The organism is Sporanaerobium hydrogeniformans (assembly GCF_002735925.1).
Taxonomy (GTDB): domain Bacteria; phylum Bacillota; class Clostridia; order Lachnospirales; family Cellulosilyticaceae; genus Sporanaerobium; species Sporanaerobium hydrogeniformans.
Genome location: NZ_PEDL01000002.1, coordinates 62,581 through 79,005, shown reverse-complemented (window position 1 = coordinate 79,005; position 16,425 = coordinate 62,581). Strand labels below are relative to the sequence as shown.

General features: G+C 36.3%; 14 protein-coding genes, 1 riboswitch and 1 other annotated feature. Of the genes, 5 read left to right on the top strand and 9 right to left on the bottom strand.

The annotated features are described in order from the left end of the window. Positions 1-21: 21 nt before the first annotated feature. Complete coding sequence (gene pheS / locus CS063_RS03300; protein WP_099448265.1) at positions 22-1,041, bottom strand: phenylalanine--tRNA ligase subunit alpha; 1,020 nt, start codon at positions 1,039-1,041, stop codon at positions 22-24. Between the two features lie 64 nt (positions 1,042-1,105). Then, positions 1,106-1,336: a binding site (T-box leader), on the bottom strand. A gap of 137 nt (positions 1,337-1,473) precedes the next feature. Between pheS and CS063_RS03295 the strand changes: the two genes are divergently transcribed. Then, positions 1,474-2,733 (top strand): 6-phosphofructokinase, encoded by a 1,260-nt coding sequence (locus CS063_RS03295; RefSeq protein WP_099448264.1) that lies wholly within the window; start codon positions 1,474-1,476, stop codon positions 2,731-2,733. Positions 2,734-2,806: 73 nt separating this feature from the next. On the opposite strand, the gene CS063_RS03290 is transcribed toward CS063_RS03295, so the two are convergent. Further along, positions 2,807-3,064: a hypothetical protein gene (locus CS063_RS03290; protein WP_143452435.1), complete on the bottom strand. Its 258-nt coding sequence runs from the start codon at positions 3,062-3,064 to the stop codon at positions 2,807-2,809. Positions 3,065-3,367: 303 nt separating this feature from the next. On the opposite strand from CS063_RS03290, the gene aroF reads away from it, so the two are divergent. The 4 genes from aroF to CS063_RS03270 all read left to right on the top strand — a co-directional run bounded on the left by aroF (position 3,368) and on the right by CS063_RS03270 (position 7,960). Continuing rightward, positions 3,368-4,390, top strand: a complete 1,023-nt coding sequence (gene aroF, locus CS063_RS03285; protein WP_099448262.1) for a 3-deoxy-7-phosphoheptulonate synthase — start codon at positions 3,368-3,370, stop codon at positions 4,388-4,390. Then, positions 4,381-5,481, top strand: coding sequence for a prephenate dehydrogenase (locus CS063_RS03280; RefSeq protein WP_099448261.1), 1,101 nt, complete (start codon positions 4,381-4,383; stop codon positions 5,479-5,481). The genes aroF and CS063_RS03280 overlap by 10 nt, the downstream gene beginning before the upstream one ends. 11 nt (positions 5,482-5,492) lie before the next feature. Next, a complete protein-coding gene (gene aroA, locus CS063_RS03275; RefSeq protein WP_099448260.1) occupies positions 5,493-6,764 on the top strand; it encodes a 3-phosphoshikimate 1-carboxyvinyltransferase in 1,272 nt (423 codons plus the stop codon). 137 nt (positions 6,765-6,901) lie between these two features. Then, entirely contained in the window at positions 6,902-7,960 is a 1,059-nt protein-coding gene (locus CS063_RS03270; RefSeq protein ID WP_099448259.1) for a stalk domain-containing protein, read from the top strand. 125 nt (positions 7,961-8,085) lie between these two features. Here CS063_RS03270 and CS063_RS03265 read toward each other — a convergent pair whose 3' ends face one another. The 7 genes from CS063_RS03265 to CS063_RS03235 form a co-directional block, all read right to left on the bottom strand. Then, a complete protein-coding gene (locus CS063_RS03265; RefSeq protein ID WP_099448258.1) occupies positions 8,086-9,411 on the bottom strand; it encodes a glycoside hydrolase family 28 protein in 1,326 nt (441 codons plus the stop codon). Between the two features lie 48 nt (positions 9,412-9,459). Next, positions 9,460-9,636, bottom strand: a complete 177-nt coding sequence (locus CS063_RS03260) for a hypothetical protein (protein WP_180270658.1) — start codon at positions 9,634-9,636, stop codon at positions 9,460-9,462. A 455-nt stretch (positions 9,637-10,091) separates the two neighbouring features. Beyond that, positions 10,092-10,730, bottom strand: coding sequence for a GDSL-type esterase/lipase family protein (locus CS063_RS03255; protein ID WP_099448256.1), 639 nt, complete (start codon positions 10,728-10,730; stop codon positions 10,092-10,094). A gap of 19 nt (positions 10,731-10,749) precedes the next feature. Then, positions 10,750-12,258: a sodium/proline symporter PutP gene (gene putP, locus CS063_RS03250; protein WP_099448255.1), complete on the bottom strand. Its 1,509-nt coding sequence runs from the start codon at positions 12,256-12,258 to the stop codon at positions 10,750-10,752. Positions 12,259-12,418: 160 nt separating this feature from the next. Then, on the bottom strand, positions 12,419-12,955 hold the full coding sequence (locus tag CS063_RS03245; protein ID WP_099448254.1) for a hypothetical protein: 537 nt from the start codon (positions 12,953-12,955) through the stop codon (positions 12,419-12,421). Positions 12,956-13,154: 199 nt separating this feature from the next. Next, positions 13,155-14,705 carry a bifunctional phosphoribosylaminoimidazolecarboxamide formyltransferase/IMP cyclohydrolase gene (gene purH, locus CS063_RS03240; protein ID WP_330400962.1) on the bottom strand — a complete coding sequence of 517 codons (1,551 nt, stop codon included), beginning with the start codon at positions 14,703-14,705 and terminating at the stop codon, positions 13,155-13,157. A gap of 61 nt (positions 14,706-14,766) precedes the next feature. After that, positions 14,767-14,847, bottom strand: a riboswitch (ZMP/ZTP riboswitch). Between the two features lie 69 nt (positions 14,848-14,916). Further along, entirely contained in the window at positions 14,917-16,278 is a 1,362-nt protein-coding gene (locus CS063_RS03235) for an NCS2 family permease (protein ID WP_099448252.1), read from the bottom strand. Positions 16,279-16,425: the final 147 nt, after the last annotated feature.

Sequence of the window (16,425 nt, the reverse complement as noted above, 5' to 3'; positions counted from 1 at the left end):
TTTTCTCCTTTCTACCTTCCCTTAAAATTGTGATAAGAAACGTACATCGTTTTCATAGAATAGTCTTAAATCATTGATAGAATATTTAAGCATTGTTAAACGCTCAAGTCCCATCCCAAAAGCAAATCCAGAATAAACTTTTGAATCAATACCAGCCATTTCCAGCACCTTTGGATGCACCATCCCACAACCTAATACCTCTATCCAACCTGTTCCTTTACAAATGTTACAGCCCTTACCTCCACACATTACACAACTTACATCAGCTTCTGCACTAGGCTCTGTAAATGGAAAATAATGAGGACGGAATTTAACTTCTGCCCTATCCCCAAAGAAAGCTTTGGCAAATTCAGCAAGAACCCCTTTTAAATCACCAAAGGTAATATTTTTATCGATTACTAGACCTTCAATTTGGTGGAAAACAGGAGAGTGTGTAGCATCTACTTCATCTGAACGGTATACGCGGCCTGGTGCAATCATACGAATAGGAAGCTCTTGTGTTTCCATGGTATGCACTTGTACTGGCGAAGTAGCTGTACGAAGTACTAAATTACTATTAAAGTAGAAAGTATCTTGTTCATCACGTGCAGGGTGTTCTTCTCCCAAATTAAGCGCATCAAAGTTATAGTAGGCTGTCTCAACTTCACGACCATCTACAATTTCATAACCTAAACCAAGAAAGATACCTTTAACTTCCTCTAGCGTCTGTTCAAGTGGGTGCATATGTCCATAGCTTAATTTTTTGCCTGGCATAGTAATATCTAAAATTTCTTCTTGTAGTTTTTGATTTTGTTTAGCTTTTTCAAGATTCTCTTTTTTACTTACTAATTTGTTTTCAATTTCTTCACGTACTGTATTAGCAAGTTGACCAATAAGAGGTCTTTCTTCATTACTAAGATCCTTCATGTTACGAAGTACACCTGTGAGTTCACCTTTTTTTCCAAGGTATTGCACTCTTAATTCTTCAAGGACTTCTAAAGCACCTGATTCTTCAATAGCACTTAATGCCCTATTTTTTATTTGCTCTAATTTTTCTTTCACGTTAAAAACTCCTTTCTAAAATGTAACATCACCTAAACGCAAAAAAGCTCCATCCCTTCTATATAAAAGGGACGAAGCTGTACTCTCCGCGATACCACCCTGATTTTTATGCCTTAACCAAAAGCATAAACACTTCATTAAGCTGTAACAGTGCCACTGTCACCTCTTACTTACTTCAGAAGTGAAGCTCCGATGTGAATTTCAAAAAACTTTAGTGCCAAAAGGTACTTGCAGCCGGTGATACCTTCTCTCTAGTGGATAAAGCCTCTTTACTATGCATCTTCATAGCCTTTGAATTATTAATCTAAATTCTATTTTACCTTTAAATTTTTCTTTGTCAAGCCAAAATACCAAAGGATTTGACCTTATCTCTCACTTTTGCTATGATTAAGTGTGCAAAATACACAGGAAACAATCGAAAGGATTTTTATCATGACTCTTAAATCGAAAAACTGCATCGTTGGTCAATCAGGTGGCCCTACTGTCGCAATCAATGCATCCCTTAGCGGTGTTCTTCAAGGTATTTTAGAAAGTAACCATTATGATACCGTTTATGGTATGGTTAATGGAATAGAAGGTTTATTGCAAGGTAAGTACCTTAACCTTTCTCAACGATTTGACTCAATAGAAAAATGTCATCTACTTACCCACACCCCTGCTATGTATTTAGGCTCTTGCCGTTTCAAGCTTCCTACTTGCGAACATTCAGAAGAGCTTTATGAGGAACTATTTAACTTCTTTGAAGAAAAAGAAATTGGCACTGTTTTTTATATTGGTGGGAATGACTCTATGGATACTGTGCTTAAGCTTTCACATTATGCTAAGACCACTAATAAGGCTGTTAATATCATTGGTATTCCTAAAACCATTGACAACGATCTTCCTGTTACTGATCACACCCCAGGTTTTGGAAGTGCCGCTAAATTCATCGCTACTTCTCTCCTTGAGATTGCTCACGACACTTATATTTATAACATTCCTTCTGTCACTATCGTAGAAATCATGGGACGTAATGCAGGCTGGCTCACTGCCGCTAGTGCCCTAGCTCGTACAAGCTATAGCCCTGCACCGGATCTTATTTATCTACCAGAGGTAGCCTTTGACAAAGAACAATTTCTTGAAGATTTAAAAGCACTCCTAAAGGTACGTAAAAACATTATCGTTGCTCTCTCTGAAGGCATTAAAGATTTAGAAGGACATTATCTATCTGCTTCAAGTAATGCTGTAGATGCCTTTGGTCATAAGCAACTTTGTGGTGTAGGTAAAACTCTCGAAAATTTAGTAAAGGCTGAACTGGGCTGTAAGGTTCGTTCTATCGAGTTAAATGTATTACAACGTGCAGCTACGCACTGTTCTTCTCTCACCGATCTTGAAGAGGCAGTAGCCATTGGAAAATATGCAGTAACTTTAGGCGCTCAAGGCGAAACGGCTCAAATGGTATGCTATCACCGTATAAGTGATGCACCTTATGAAATTGCTTTCAAAGGTCACCCTATTTCTGAAATCGCCAATCTAGAAAAAACTGTACCACCCCATTGGATTACAGAAGCTGGTAATGATATTACTGCAGAATGTCTTAACTATCTTCTTCCTCTTGTACAAGGCGAGCCAACTATTCCTTACAAAAAGGGTATACCTCTTTATGCATCCATTGACCATTTGCATACTAAAGGTTATTTCAAAAAGAACTAAGCTTATTCTATGTACTAAAAATCACCTCAAATAGTATGATCACTACTTGAGGTGATTTTTTACACTGCTTCTTTTAATCGTTGTTTTCCTCTATGCTCTGACTTTCTTCTCCCTCTATCTCTTCTACATACTCTTCTTGACTTGCAGCTGCCTTCATCCGTGGATAAATAACTAGAAAATAAAGTACTATAATAAGCACAGCCATTTCTAGTCCCTTCATGAATTGAGGATGATAGGGTATATCCATTATATGCATCACTACTGGCACAACTATCAAAATACTGGCTGCCACAATACAAATTCCCCATCTTACCTTGTCTGTTATTTTCATTTTTTCTCCTTTACCTTCCTGTAAAACAATCTTATTAACACTATTTTTCAACTTTACTCTCTTTAATAATTTTATTTTATCAAATTAAAATTATTTAGTCTACTCTATCACTCACCCTTTCAAGTATTTAAGGCTCTTATAAGAACATGCTTGAGACAGTATAGGACTTAAAGTCCTTGCAATTCCGCTTGTATTTAAAACTCCCCTCATTGACATACTAAAAATACAAGGTGTACAATAAGTGAGAGTCATTAAGATGGCAGTTTTTTCGCTTATTTATATCTCAATTTGGAGGTTTTTAAAATGATTATTGTTATGAAGCATCAAGCAACACCTGGAGATATTAAGCTTGTTACAGATAAAGTAACAGATGCTGGCTTACAGGTGCATATATCTGAAGGCTCCCAAGTCACCATTATTGGTGTTGTCGGAGACAAATCAAAATTAAATAGTGATTTCATCTCTTCTCTTCCTTGTGTTGAGAAATTAGTTCCTGTTACTGAAACCTATAAATTAGCTAATAAAATGTTCCACACGAGCCCTTCTGTCATTGATCTTGGCAATTGCCAGATTGGTGGTAAAGATTTAATTGTTATGGCTGGTCCCTGTGCTATCGAAAGCAAAGAACAACTTTTTGCTTCTGCTGATAGTGTAAAAGCCGGTGGTGCTACTGTTCTTCGTGGGGGTGCTTATAAACCTCGTACTTCACCTTATTCTTTCCAAGGTTTAGAAGAACAAGGTCTTTTGTATATGCTTGAGGCAAAAAAACGCACAGGCCTTTCTATCGTTTGTGAAGTAACAAGTATTCATGCGGTAAATGCAGCTGTGAATTACGTGGATATTCTTCAAGTAGGTGCACGTAATATGCAAAACTTTGAGCTTCTTAAAGCTGTAGGTAAGACCAACTTACCTGTTCTTCTAAAAAGAGGTTTATGTGCGACTATTGATGAATGGCTTAATGCAGCTGAATACATTATGAGCGAAGGCAATCAAAATGTTATCTTGTGTGAACGTGGTATTCGTACCTACGAAACGGCAACGCGTAATACCTTAGATATTAGTGCCATTCCTGTTATTAAATCGAAGAGCCACTTACCTATTATCGTTGACCCTAGTCATGCTTCTGGTAAAAAGCCCTATATACCTGCACTTTCTAAAGCAGCTATTGCTGCAGGTGCTGATGGACTTATGATTGAAGTACACCCGAATCCTAAAGAGGCACTCTCTGATGGTCCTCAATCTCTTAACCCCGAAGAGTTTAAAAATCTTATGAATGAATTAAAAGCCATTGCAGAAGCTTGTGGGAGAACCCTTAGTTGCGTATAGGTATTATTGGTCTTGGACTTATGGGGGGATCGCTTGCAAAAGCGATAAAAAAGGTTCATGCACAAAATAGTTATATTATCGGTTACGATACATGCCCTGACTCCTTAAGAGCTGCCTATGAAGATGGGGCAATTGATGATATGGCAGCAGACAGGCAAAATGCTTTTAGTAGTTGCAACGTGATTTTTATTTGTACGCCTGTTTCTCGTACCTATGGCATCGTGGAAGATTTATTACCTTATGTAGCAACTGATTGTATCATTACAGATATAGGCAGTACAAAATACGAGGTTGTCACACAAATTGATAGCCTTCTTAAGACGTCTACTAAACGTGCATACTTTGTAGGTGGACATCCTATGACGGGCTCTGAAAAGTTTGGCTACAGCTCTGCTACTTCTTATCTTTTTGAAAATGCCTACTATCTTCTAACGCCAATGAGTGATACGCCTGATTTCATCCTTTTTATTTTACAAAAGATGATTGAACGTATTGGGGCTATTCCGCTTATTTTATCTGCCTCTTACCATGATTTTGCTACAGCAACCATCAGCCATTTGCCACATATTGTAGCAAGCTCACTGGTTCATTTAGTAAGAGAAAATGATGGTGATAACTGTCATCTTCATGCATTAGCAGCTGGAGGTTTTAAAGATATTACACGCATTGCCTCCTCTAATCCTGCCATTTGGTCAAGTATATGTCTGTCTAACAAAGAACAGCTTCTTAAAATCTTTGGGCGTTATCAAATCATTTTAGACCGTTTTTTAGAGTATCTTAAAGAAGAAGATGAAGGTGAACTTTACCACTTTTTTGATGCTGCTCGTATTTATCGTAACACCTTCAAAGAAGGCGATACCCATAGCTCTTCTAAAATTTATGCCCTTCAGGTAGATGCCAAGGACGAACCTGGTAGCATCGCCTCTATTGCAAATCTTTTAAGTGAGCATCACATTAACATCAAAAACATTGGCATTGTCAATGACCGAGAATTTGAAGCCGGTGTCCTTAAAATTGTAGTTGAAAATAAAGCATCGCTTTTAAAAGCTACAGAAGTTTTATCTAAGCATCACTATACTATTTATTATTAAAGGAGGCACTTATGCTTATCAAACCTCATCAACAACTTAGAGGAAGTCTATCCATTCCTTCTGATAAATCTATTTCTCATCGCAGTGTAATGTTCGGAAGTTTAGCTAAAGGGGAGACGATCATCCACAACTTCTTAATGGGTGATGATTGTTTATCTACCATTCATGTCTTTAGGCAACTTGGTATCTCTATCACTCTAGAAAAGGATACTGTCTATGTAAAAGGTAAAGGACTTCATGGGCTTTCTGCTCCTTTAGCACCTTTAGATTGTGGAAATAGTGGTACAACGGTTCGTTTACTTTCCGGTATTTTATCTGCTCAATCATTTTCCAGTACCTTAACAGGAGACGCTTCTATTCAAAAGCGTCCGATGGCTAGAGTCATTACTCCCCTTCGTCAAATGAAAGCGACTCTTTCTGCTAAAGAAGACCGTTTTTGTCCCTTACATATAGAAGGTGGCCATTTAGAAGGAATACACTATGTATCACCCGTTGCCAGTGCACAAGTTAAATCTTGTATTTTACTAGCTGGTCTCTATGCTAGCTCTCCTACAACAGTAACAGAGCCCTTTATTTCAAGAGATCATACAGAGCGTATGCTAGAAGCCTTTGGTGCTAAAGTCACACGCCTAGGAACCAGCGTTACTATCTCACCTTGTGAGGAGCTTTATCCTTGTGAGATTACTGTACCAGGAGATATTTCTTCAGCTGCCTTTTTTATGGTAGCTGGCCTTATCACCCCGAATTCTGACTTAACTATTCGTAATGTGGGTATTAATCCTACACGTCGTGGTATTTTAGATGTCCTTCTTGAAATGGGAGGAGATATTAAAATTCTTAACGAACGCCTCGTATGTGGAGAACCGGTTTGTGACCTTCGTGTACGTACCTCTTCTCTTCATGGAGTTACGATAGAAGGGGCTACTATTCCAACTCTTATTGATGAGATTCCTGTTCTTGCTGTGGCAGCCTGCTTTGCTAAAGGAAAAACTCTCATTAAAGATGCCAGTGAGTTACGTGTTAAAGAATGTGATCGTATTGTAGCTATTCATACTGAACTTAGTAAAATGGGGGGAGCTGTTCTAGCTACTGAAGATGGTTTGATTATTGAGGGTGGCAAACCTCTTCATGGTGCTACCTTAGAAACTTATCATGATCATCGCATGGCTATGGCTCTCACTATAGCAGCCCTTAATGCTACTTCCCCTTCTCAACTTTTAGGTGAAGAGTGTGTACGTATTTCCTTTCCTAACTTCTTTGAACTTTTAGCTGAACTTTCTTAGCTGAAGACTATGCCTTATTAGAACTCCTAAGCTTTGCTCGTTTAATTATTTAAAAATCTATATGAGAGGTCCATTTTAGACCTCTCTTTATTTATTTTAATAAATATGCTATGCTAAGAGGCGAAAGGCGGTGCAATGTGAAAAGAAAATGGATTGTATTATTTACCTTATGTCTTCTTTTGGCTCGACCTCTTTGGGCGTCCCCTCCACCTACTATTTTACTAAATGATATGCCCTATGTTGCTAAAGAACCTCTTTATATGCAAGATGGCATGCTCTATGTTTCTTTAGAAGATTTAATGAGTCTTACTTACGGAACGTCTATTCAAACTGACCCAACTTATTCACTTTACTTACAAAATCAAACGCTCACCTTTACTCCTGGTGAACGTATCATTAAACTAAATGGTAAATCCATAAGTACCTCTTACCCTTCTATCTTATATGGAGAGGTAGTTTACATCCCTTTTTCCTTTCTAGAGGTAATGGGATATAGCTATACACAGAATATTTCATCTAATAGCTGGGGCATTTCCCCTTTATTACCTTATTCTAAAACAAGTGATGACTATAGCAGCCATAAATTCCTAGCTAGTCCCTATGAAAAACTAGCTCTATTACTTGCTAAGCAAGTAGGTGAGAAGGAGGCTGTTTCCCTTATTGAGCTTGCTAAAAAAGAGGATTGTTATATTAGTTTTATTGCTAATGAACAAAAAGAAAGTTTACTTATTGAATTAAGAAATGTGATGAGTCAAACTCCTCGTATCCAAGTAGCTTTTCGTAATATTGACCTTTTTTCTCCGACTCATAATCTTTCAACCTTAAATATACTACCAGCTACTCTTAAACTTGAAGGTGATTACTTAATTCTTAAAATAGGGACCCAAACCTTACGCACTAATTGCTTTTGGACATCTTATTATCCTACCGATACGAAGAACAAACTAGATGTTTCTCAAACACTTGATGCAACTATTATGCAACTTCTTTACAAATATTATAGAGACCAAATAGACTTTAAAGATGACCGTTATATATCTCCTATTATGACTATAAAAACAGGGCGCACAAAGATTTTTTCTCATGATGTGTATTGGGACAATGAAATCGATGAAAATGCTCATTATACGGTTTCTATTTACCAAACCTATAACAATGGTCTTACTACATATTACGTAGATTTAAAAGGTAAATAATATCATCAAACATATGCTATTATTCTACATTTTTCACAAAAACACACCTCTTAGGGTAGATAGTTTTATTATTTAACTCATCTGCCTTAAGAGGTGTGTTTCACTCATTTGACCTTTTTTGCTACTTATCTTATATCATATTGATCGTTCTTTTCATCATTACGTCCTACAATACTTATATCTACATTCTTCCATTTCCAATTCTTAACCCCTGCTATACGCCCAAACTCTTTTGCTTCTATGTATATATCTTCTAGGCAAACATTTTCGATAGGCTTCTCCTTAAACCCATCTACTTCAAAGGCTCTTGACGGTCCCATATAATTGGGTTCATTTCTAGCAATCACATGACGAATAATCATATTTTTAATCTTTGGTATTCCCTGCTCTTCTGAAACCTTCGCTGTTAGTGTGTGCCAGTGGGCTGGAATTTCTCCCTCATAGTGATCTGGTATCTTACAGTAGCTATATGCTGGATGCCAGTCTAAACACATATTTATAGGATACTTTACATTAATCATCTCAAGGTTTTCAACAAGTACTTCCTCTATTAAGCCCCCTCTCGTCCTTGCAGATTTCATACGAAAACCACAATCTGTATGATAATACTTTAAATTTCTTATGGTGATATTTTTCATGCCACCTGAAGTTTCACTTCCTAGTGTTACACCACAACCTGTTAGAATTTCGCATTCTTGAATCAATACATTTTGACATATCCTATTTACTCTAAGACCATCTGCATCACGCCCAGACTTAATACAAATGCTATCATCATTGCAAGCTACTCTACAATGCTCTACAATCACTTCATTACAAGAATCAATATCTATGCCATCTGTGCTTGGGCCAGCATTATCATGAATATATAAATGATGGATATGCACATGCTCTGAGTAACATACATGAATATTCCAAAAGCCAGAACGCACACTTTCAAAGCCCTCTAATTCTATATGCTTACTTTCCATGACAACCATATTTCTTACACGCTTGCAATCGTAGTCTACACACCAACGTAGATCTTTATGGTCATAAATTTTACGCATGCCCCCTTTCTCATCTTCTCCCCAGTATTTATTCCACCAATAAGGTCCTTGCCCATCAATCTTACCTTTTCCTGAAACTTTAACATGCTCTTGATGGTTAATATTGAGAATACCCACGTACCAATCCATTTCAATTCCTGCCACTCGAGTAGGTAGCACAGGGTATTGACTTTCATCTATCGTCCCTAAAAGTATAGCCCCTTCTTCCATATGAAATTCCATATGACTTCCTAAAAATAAAGAGCTAGTTAGATAAGTACCTGCTGGTACACGTACGATTACTTCCTTTCCTTCTTTTGCTGCCTGAGCAGCCTCATCGATAGCTTTCTGAATAGCAACAGTATCAAGCGTAATTCCATCTCCTACTGCGCCATAATCTTTAGGATTATATTCTTTTTTCATACTCGACCTCTTCCTGCTTCATTTTTTCTATTTCTATTCCTGCAAGCATCACAATTCCTGTTCCTCTTTAAAAGGTCTTATCCACATTTTAGGCTGGTCTACTCGCCAGTAGTCCGTTCCCACTGCTGTTTCTATAGGACTTTTAAAGTCTATTAACTTTTCTATTTCTGGTAGGTGCTTAAATGGCCCTGCATAAAGCCATTTAAGTTCATATGTTTTTGCCAATGGTACCTTCATTTCCCTATTCATTTAGTACTAACGCAGTGACATCTCCTCCAAAAAAGGCTATCACATGGCTACCACCTTGTAAATAGATCGTCTTAGAATAAAGTCCTTATGTTTCTTGAATACACGAATGAAATTCTGCACATTGCTATAGCTAAGACGCTCAGCAATTTCTGCTATTTGGTAAGGTATCTCAGCTTACTGGACTCTTCTATAACTATTAGGAGATGCCTCTGATGCCATTGAACATGTTGCTAGAGGCTCATTGTAAAGGGAACGTGGAATAAATACCGTTTAGAGTCAGAAAGTTTGATGGTAAATGTAATCTGACCTTATGAAAAATGTCCGAAAAAGTGTTGACATTCCAAAGTATAGTGTATCCTCTTTGGCATACAAAAAAGAAGCTATGCACTAAATGATTTAATGTCACAGCTCCTTTATTCTTATTTCTCATCCTAAGATTGCCTATCCTTTAAGACACCTTGGTAATTAATAAGCTTGGTTAATTCAATAAAAACCAAGTCATACAGAAAATCTTGCCCCTTTTGATTCAAGTTTAAGCCGTCTTCTAATAAATAACCTTCTCTCTCTTCTTTTTCTACAAGCAGGTTAAAAAGGTCAATAAACGGCACATCATAAGCTTTTGCTACTTGCTTAATTACATAAACATATTGTTTTAAACGATTATTAGTACGCCCTCTATTAGAAATACTTTCTCTAATAGGAGGTGGTGTTATCAAAATAGGGATAGCCTTACAACCATTTAATCCCGTTCGATTATTATGAACTTTAATTCGTTTTACTAGTTCCTGTAAATTATTTTCAAACTCATTAAGACTAATCAGCTGACAACCTAAATTATAGCTATCTTTAGAGGAGATATGAACAAAGACAACATTGGGATGATGACAAAGTACCTTCTCCTCTAACCACCTAAGAAGTTCCCTTGTTGTAGGTTCCTTCAATGGAGCTTTATGTACATGCCAAGAAATCTTAGGGTAATAAGCCGGCAAATACTGGTCTAAACGGTAGCTATAAGTTTCTAGTAGTTTGATATGGGGCTCCCCATATCCAATAATTGTCGTCTTAATCATGTATCTACTCCTTTAGTTGTTATTTCATATGTTCAACATATTTTTCCATTACCTGCATCTGTGTTTTTTCTAACTTACTGACAACAAAGATACATACTATTGCTACTAAAAAGCCTGGAACAATCTCATAAAGTCTAAAGAGTGCTATATTTTCTAAACCACTTACTTTTTGAAAAAGTGGCCATAAAATTGTGGTAATTCCACCAGCGATCATGCCTATAATGGCACCATTTCTAGTTGTCTTCTTCCAAAATAAAGAGAGCAATACAACAGGTCCAAAGGTTGCTCCAAAGCCCGCCCAAGCATAAGACACAAGATCTAACACAGAACTATCAGGGTTAAGAGCTATACAAAGTGCGATAGCTGCTACTATTATAACAGTTAAACGACTTACCCATACAAGCTCTTTCTCCGAAGCTTTAGGTTTAAGTACCCCTCTATAGAGATCTTCTGAAATAGCTGATGCCGTTACTAAAAGTTGTGAGTCTGCAGTGCTCATAATAGCCGCTAAAATAGCCGAAAGAAGTATCCCACTTAAATAAAGAGGTGCATATTCTTTAACTAATGTAATAAAAATATGTTCTTTATCAAAGTTAGGAATACTCCCTGCCTCTATTACTGCACTCCCTAAAACACCTAAAAAAACGGCTCCTGCTAAAGAAATAATAACCCAACCAATAGCAATATGTCTAGAACGTTTAATCTCTTCTGGATCTTCAATCGCCATAAAGCGACATAAAATATGAGGTTGACCAAAATAACCAAGTCCCCATGCCAGTGAAGAAAGTATACTTACTATAACAAAGCTTATACTTCCTGTTCCATTTGATAAAATCTCTATATTAAGTAAGTTAAAGAAACCTTCTTGGATGTTAGGTGTTATAACTCCCATTCCACCTGCTTTAACAATAACAACAATTGGCAAAATAATAATGGCTATAAACATCAGTATTCCTTGAATAAGATCGGTCCAACAAACGGCTAAAAAACCTCCTAAAAAGGTATAGGAAATAATAACAAAAGCACCAATAATTACAGCCCACGCATAATCCATACCAAATACACTATTTAAAAGTTTCCCCCCTGCTACAAAACCTGAAGCTGTATACACTAAAAAGAAAATCAAAATAAAAAGTGAAGAAGCGATACGAAGTGTTTTTGACTTATCATCAAAACGATTTTCAAAGTAAGAAGAAAGAGTAATAGAATCATTAAACTTTTCAGTATAAATACGAAGTTTTTGAGCTACAATCTTCCAGTTTAAATATGTTCCAATAGCAAGTCCAATAGCAATCCAAGCAGCACCTGATACACCACTTATATAAGCTGCTCCAGGTAGTCCCATAAGGAGCCATCCACTCATATCAGAGGCTTGTGCACTTAATGAAGTTACCCACTTGCCTAACTTTCTACCACCTAATATGTAATCAGATAAATTATTGGTTTTAAAATAAAAATACCATCCAATACCAAGCATAATACCTAAATACAAAATAAAGGTTATTAAAATCATTACATTTTTGTCCATCTATTTTCCCCCTTAGTATTCTATTGTGTTGTATTATACAATATTTTGTATATTTTATCAATTACAACTTATTAATATACTTTTACATTTTAAGATTTCTCATGAAAAAAGCTACCTTTTAGGTAGCTTTTTGTATATTTATCCAACATATGCTTTATTTTTATATTATTTCTTCTTGTGGGGGAAATAATATCCCTTGTACGTTCTGTATAATCTCTTCCCTTGCTGTGATTACATCATAAAAACCTTTGGCTGGATAAAGGCGCTGAATATCCACTGTCCGCATATCACCTACTTGTAGTCTAGTGATAAAGCAGTTTGGGAAATCTTTGACTTCAATATCCATTTGAAATTCCCGATCTGGAGGTAATGAATCTACCTTTACAGATGTAGTTGGGATAATAACAAACTTTGTTTTAAAATGCTTCAGCACGTAACACCAATGCCCACCATAAAGTTCTTTCGGAAAACCTCTTGTTAAATTAAAATAAGCAATTTGATGAATACGAGGAACTTGCTTAGGTCTATAAAAAGTTGTGGAAGGTTCTCCTGTTTGATTGGGTGTTAATTCATCGTAGAAATACTTCATCTGACCAATATGATAATTTAAATCTTCAAGAAAGCCCTTTTTCTGGTCGTAGTTTTTAATACTACTAAACTCGAGCATAATCTTCTTCATAAATTCATCATTTTCCACCACTAATCCTCCTTCTTATTCATTACTTCTCTATTCTTCCATGTCCTACCATTTTATCATAAAAGATAATAATTTCAAAGCTTTTTTAAATAATGGTATAAAAATTGAAATTTTAATTTTTCTTGCTTGTAGCAAAAGGTTGTCACACCTTTAACTTTTTTATGGTGACAACCTTTTTTATTTATAAAATTTATGCCTGCTAATGTTTAAAATGTCTCATCCCTGTGAATAGCATAGCAATATTATGTGCGTTACATACTTTAATCGAATCCTCATCTCTTACCGAACCACCTGGTTGGATGATAGCTGTTATCCCATATTCAACTGCTGCTTTTACACAATCATCAAAAGGGAAAAAGGCATCTGAAGCAAGTACACTTCCTTTTACACCTTCTTTACCAAGGAACTCTAGACCATGTTCAAGAGCTTGTTTTGTTGCCCAAATACGGTTGGTTTGTCCTCCACCCATACCAATAGATTGCCCCTCTTTAGCAAGTGCAATACCATTTGATTTCACATGCTTAACAAGCTTCCAAGCAAATAAGAGGTCTTTCATTTCTTCTTCAGATGGTGCCCTATCTGTTACAACCTTTAAGTCTTCTTCTACTAATAGTGTAAGATCTTTATCCTGTACGATTAGCCCACCACCTACTTTTTTCATATCTAACATATGTGGATTCACATAGTCTATATGATCTAACTGTAATACACGTAAGTTTTTCTTTGCACAAAGTACTTCAAGGGCCGCTTCATCATAGCTTGGAGCAATAACAATCTCTAGGAAAATTTTAGCCATCTCTTCTGCTGTTTGCTTATCAATATTTTGGTTAGAGACAACAATCCCACCAAAGATAGAAATAGGATCTGCTTTATACGCTTTTTTATAAGCTTCAAAAATAGTTTTTCCACTACCTACCCCACAAGGGTTAGCATGCTTAACAGCTACAATAGTAGGCTCTGTAAATTCCTTTAAAAGCTCTAAAGCACCATTTGCATCATTAATATTATTATAGGAAAGCTCCTTACCATTGAGCTGTTTGGCAGCAGCAAGCGTACCTTTTGTAGCACCTACTTCCTGGTAGAAAGCAGCTTGTTGATGTGGATTCTCTCCATAGCGCATATCTTGCACTTTTTCAAAAGTCATAGTGAATTTTTCTGGAAGTGAATAGTCACCTCTTTGTTTACGTAGGTAAGTCGCAATCATACTGTCATAATTAGCTGTATGTTCAAATACTTTTGTTGCTAAGTAAAATTTTGTTTCAGTAGAAACTTCTTTGTTAGCCTTTAATTCATTTAATACAACAGCGTAGTCAGCTGGATCTACAATAACTGCTACATCTTGGTTATTTTTTGCAGCTGAGCGAAGCATAGTAGGTCCACCAATATCAATGTTTTCAATAGCCTCCTTCAAGGTTACGTCTGGCTTTAAGATAGTTGCTTTAAAAGGATAAAGATTAACAACAACCATATCTATATTTTCAAGACCCAGTTCCTTCATTTGCTTTTGATGCTCCTCATTGGCACGAATATTTAAAAGGCCTGCATGAATGGCTGGATGAAGTGTTTTTACACGTCCATCTAAACATTCTGGAAAGCCTGTTACCTCTGAAATTCCTATCACTTCTACTCCCTCTTGTTGAAGTGTGTGATAAGTTCCCCCTGTAGAAATAATTTCTACACCTAACTCCCTTAATGCCTTAGCAAATGCTACGATTCCTGTCTTGTCAGATACACTGATTAATGCTCTCATTTTCATTCTCCTTTTCCTTTTTTATGAATAAAAAAAACCGTCTGAGCCTTCTTTTTAATTAAAGAAGTGCCCAGACGGTCGGCTTACAACTTTTCATACTCCCTGCAGTTTACCTGCTTATCCGTCAGTTATATGAAAAGGAATGCTTTATACTTATATCTATTTGTATATTAACTGAATTTTCTAAGAAGGTCAATAGGTTTTGTATTCCTTAGTGAATAGCTGATGAAAGGACTAACTTAGCTACAAATAATGCTGCTAAAACATACATCATCACACTAATATCTTTTTTCTTACCTGTAAAGAATTTTACTACTACGTAAGCAATTCCTCCGAAAATAATCCCTTCTGAAATACTTGCTGTAAAAGTCATCATTGCTACTGTTAAGAAAGCTGGTAATGCTTCTGTAATGTCATCAAAATCTACTTTCACAATACTTCCAATCATAAGTACACCTACAACAACAAGGGCTGGTGCTGTAGCAAAGCTTGGAATAGCCATGAAAATAGGAGCAAGGAATAATGATAAAATAAAGCAACCTGCTGTTGTAAGAGCTGTTAAACCTGTACGTCCACCCTCCATTACACCTGCTGCACTCTCTACATAAGTTGTTACTGTTGAAGTTCCTAAGAGAGCCCCTGTAGTTGTGGCAATGGCATCTGCAAAGAAGGCTTCTTTAATTTTAGGAAGTTGACCTTTTTCATCTAAATAATCTGCTTTTTCTGCTACACCCATCAGTGTACCTAATGTATCAAATAAATCTACGAATAAGAAAGAGAACATAACAACGATAAACGTAAAGAGACTTTCTGCGCTACCAAAAATCTCATTCATACTTGGGAATTTAAAAGCTACTTCACTTAAACCACCAAATAAAGATTGTCCTGAAGTAAAATTAGGAATAAGAGAATAAACACCTGCTTCAACATCTACTTGATACCAACCAATAAGCTCAGCCCCAACACCTAAAAGCCAAGTTACAATAATACCAATAAGCATGGCGCCTTTTATATTACGTTTCATCAAAATAACAATTAATAAAATACCTACCATGCATAATACAGTTTGTGGCTGTAACATATTGCCTAGTGTCAAAAATGTACTTGGGTCAGCAACAACTACCCCCGCTCCCTTAAAGCCTAGGAAAGCAATAAAAAGACCTATACCTGCACTTACAGAAGCTTTCATACAACCTGGAATCGCATTAAATAACGCTTCACGTACATTACATAAAGTTAATAAAATAAAAATAATACCTTCTACAAAAACTGCTGCTAAAGCAAACTGCCAAGAATATCCCCATGTAAGTACAACGGTGAAAGCAAAGAAGGCATTGAGCCCCATACCTGGCGCTAAAGCAAAAGGATAGTTTGCGAGAAGTGCCATTAAAACTGTACCAATAACTGATGAAAGAATTGTGGCTACAAATACACCATGTTGATTCATTCCTGCTGCACTTAGAATGTTAGGATTAACGGCTAATATATAAGCCATTGTCATAAAAGTAGTAATACCTGCCACTATTTCTTTTTTAACTGTTGTTTTGTTTTCCTTAAGTTTAAAGAATTCCATTGTTACCTCCTAAGTAAAGTTATTTTTAATCATGTAATAAAATGTGTTATGTGTAGATTTTATGTCGTTTTCCGTTATTTCATGTTTATATTAGCGTAGATTAAGACATAAGTCAATACTAAATCCGAACTTTTTATGAATTAAATT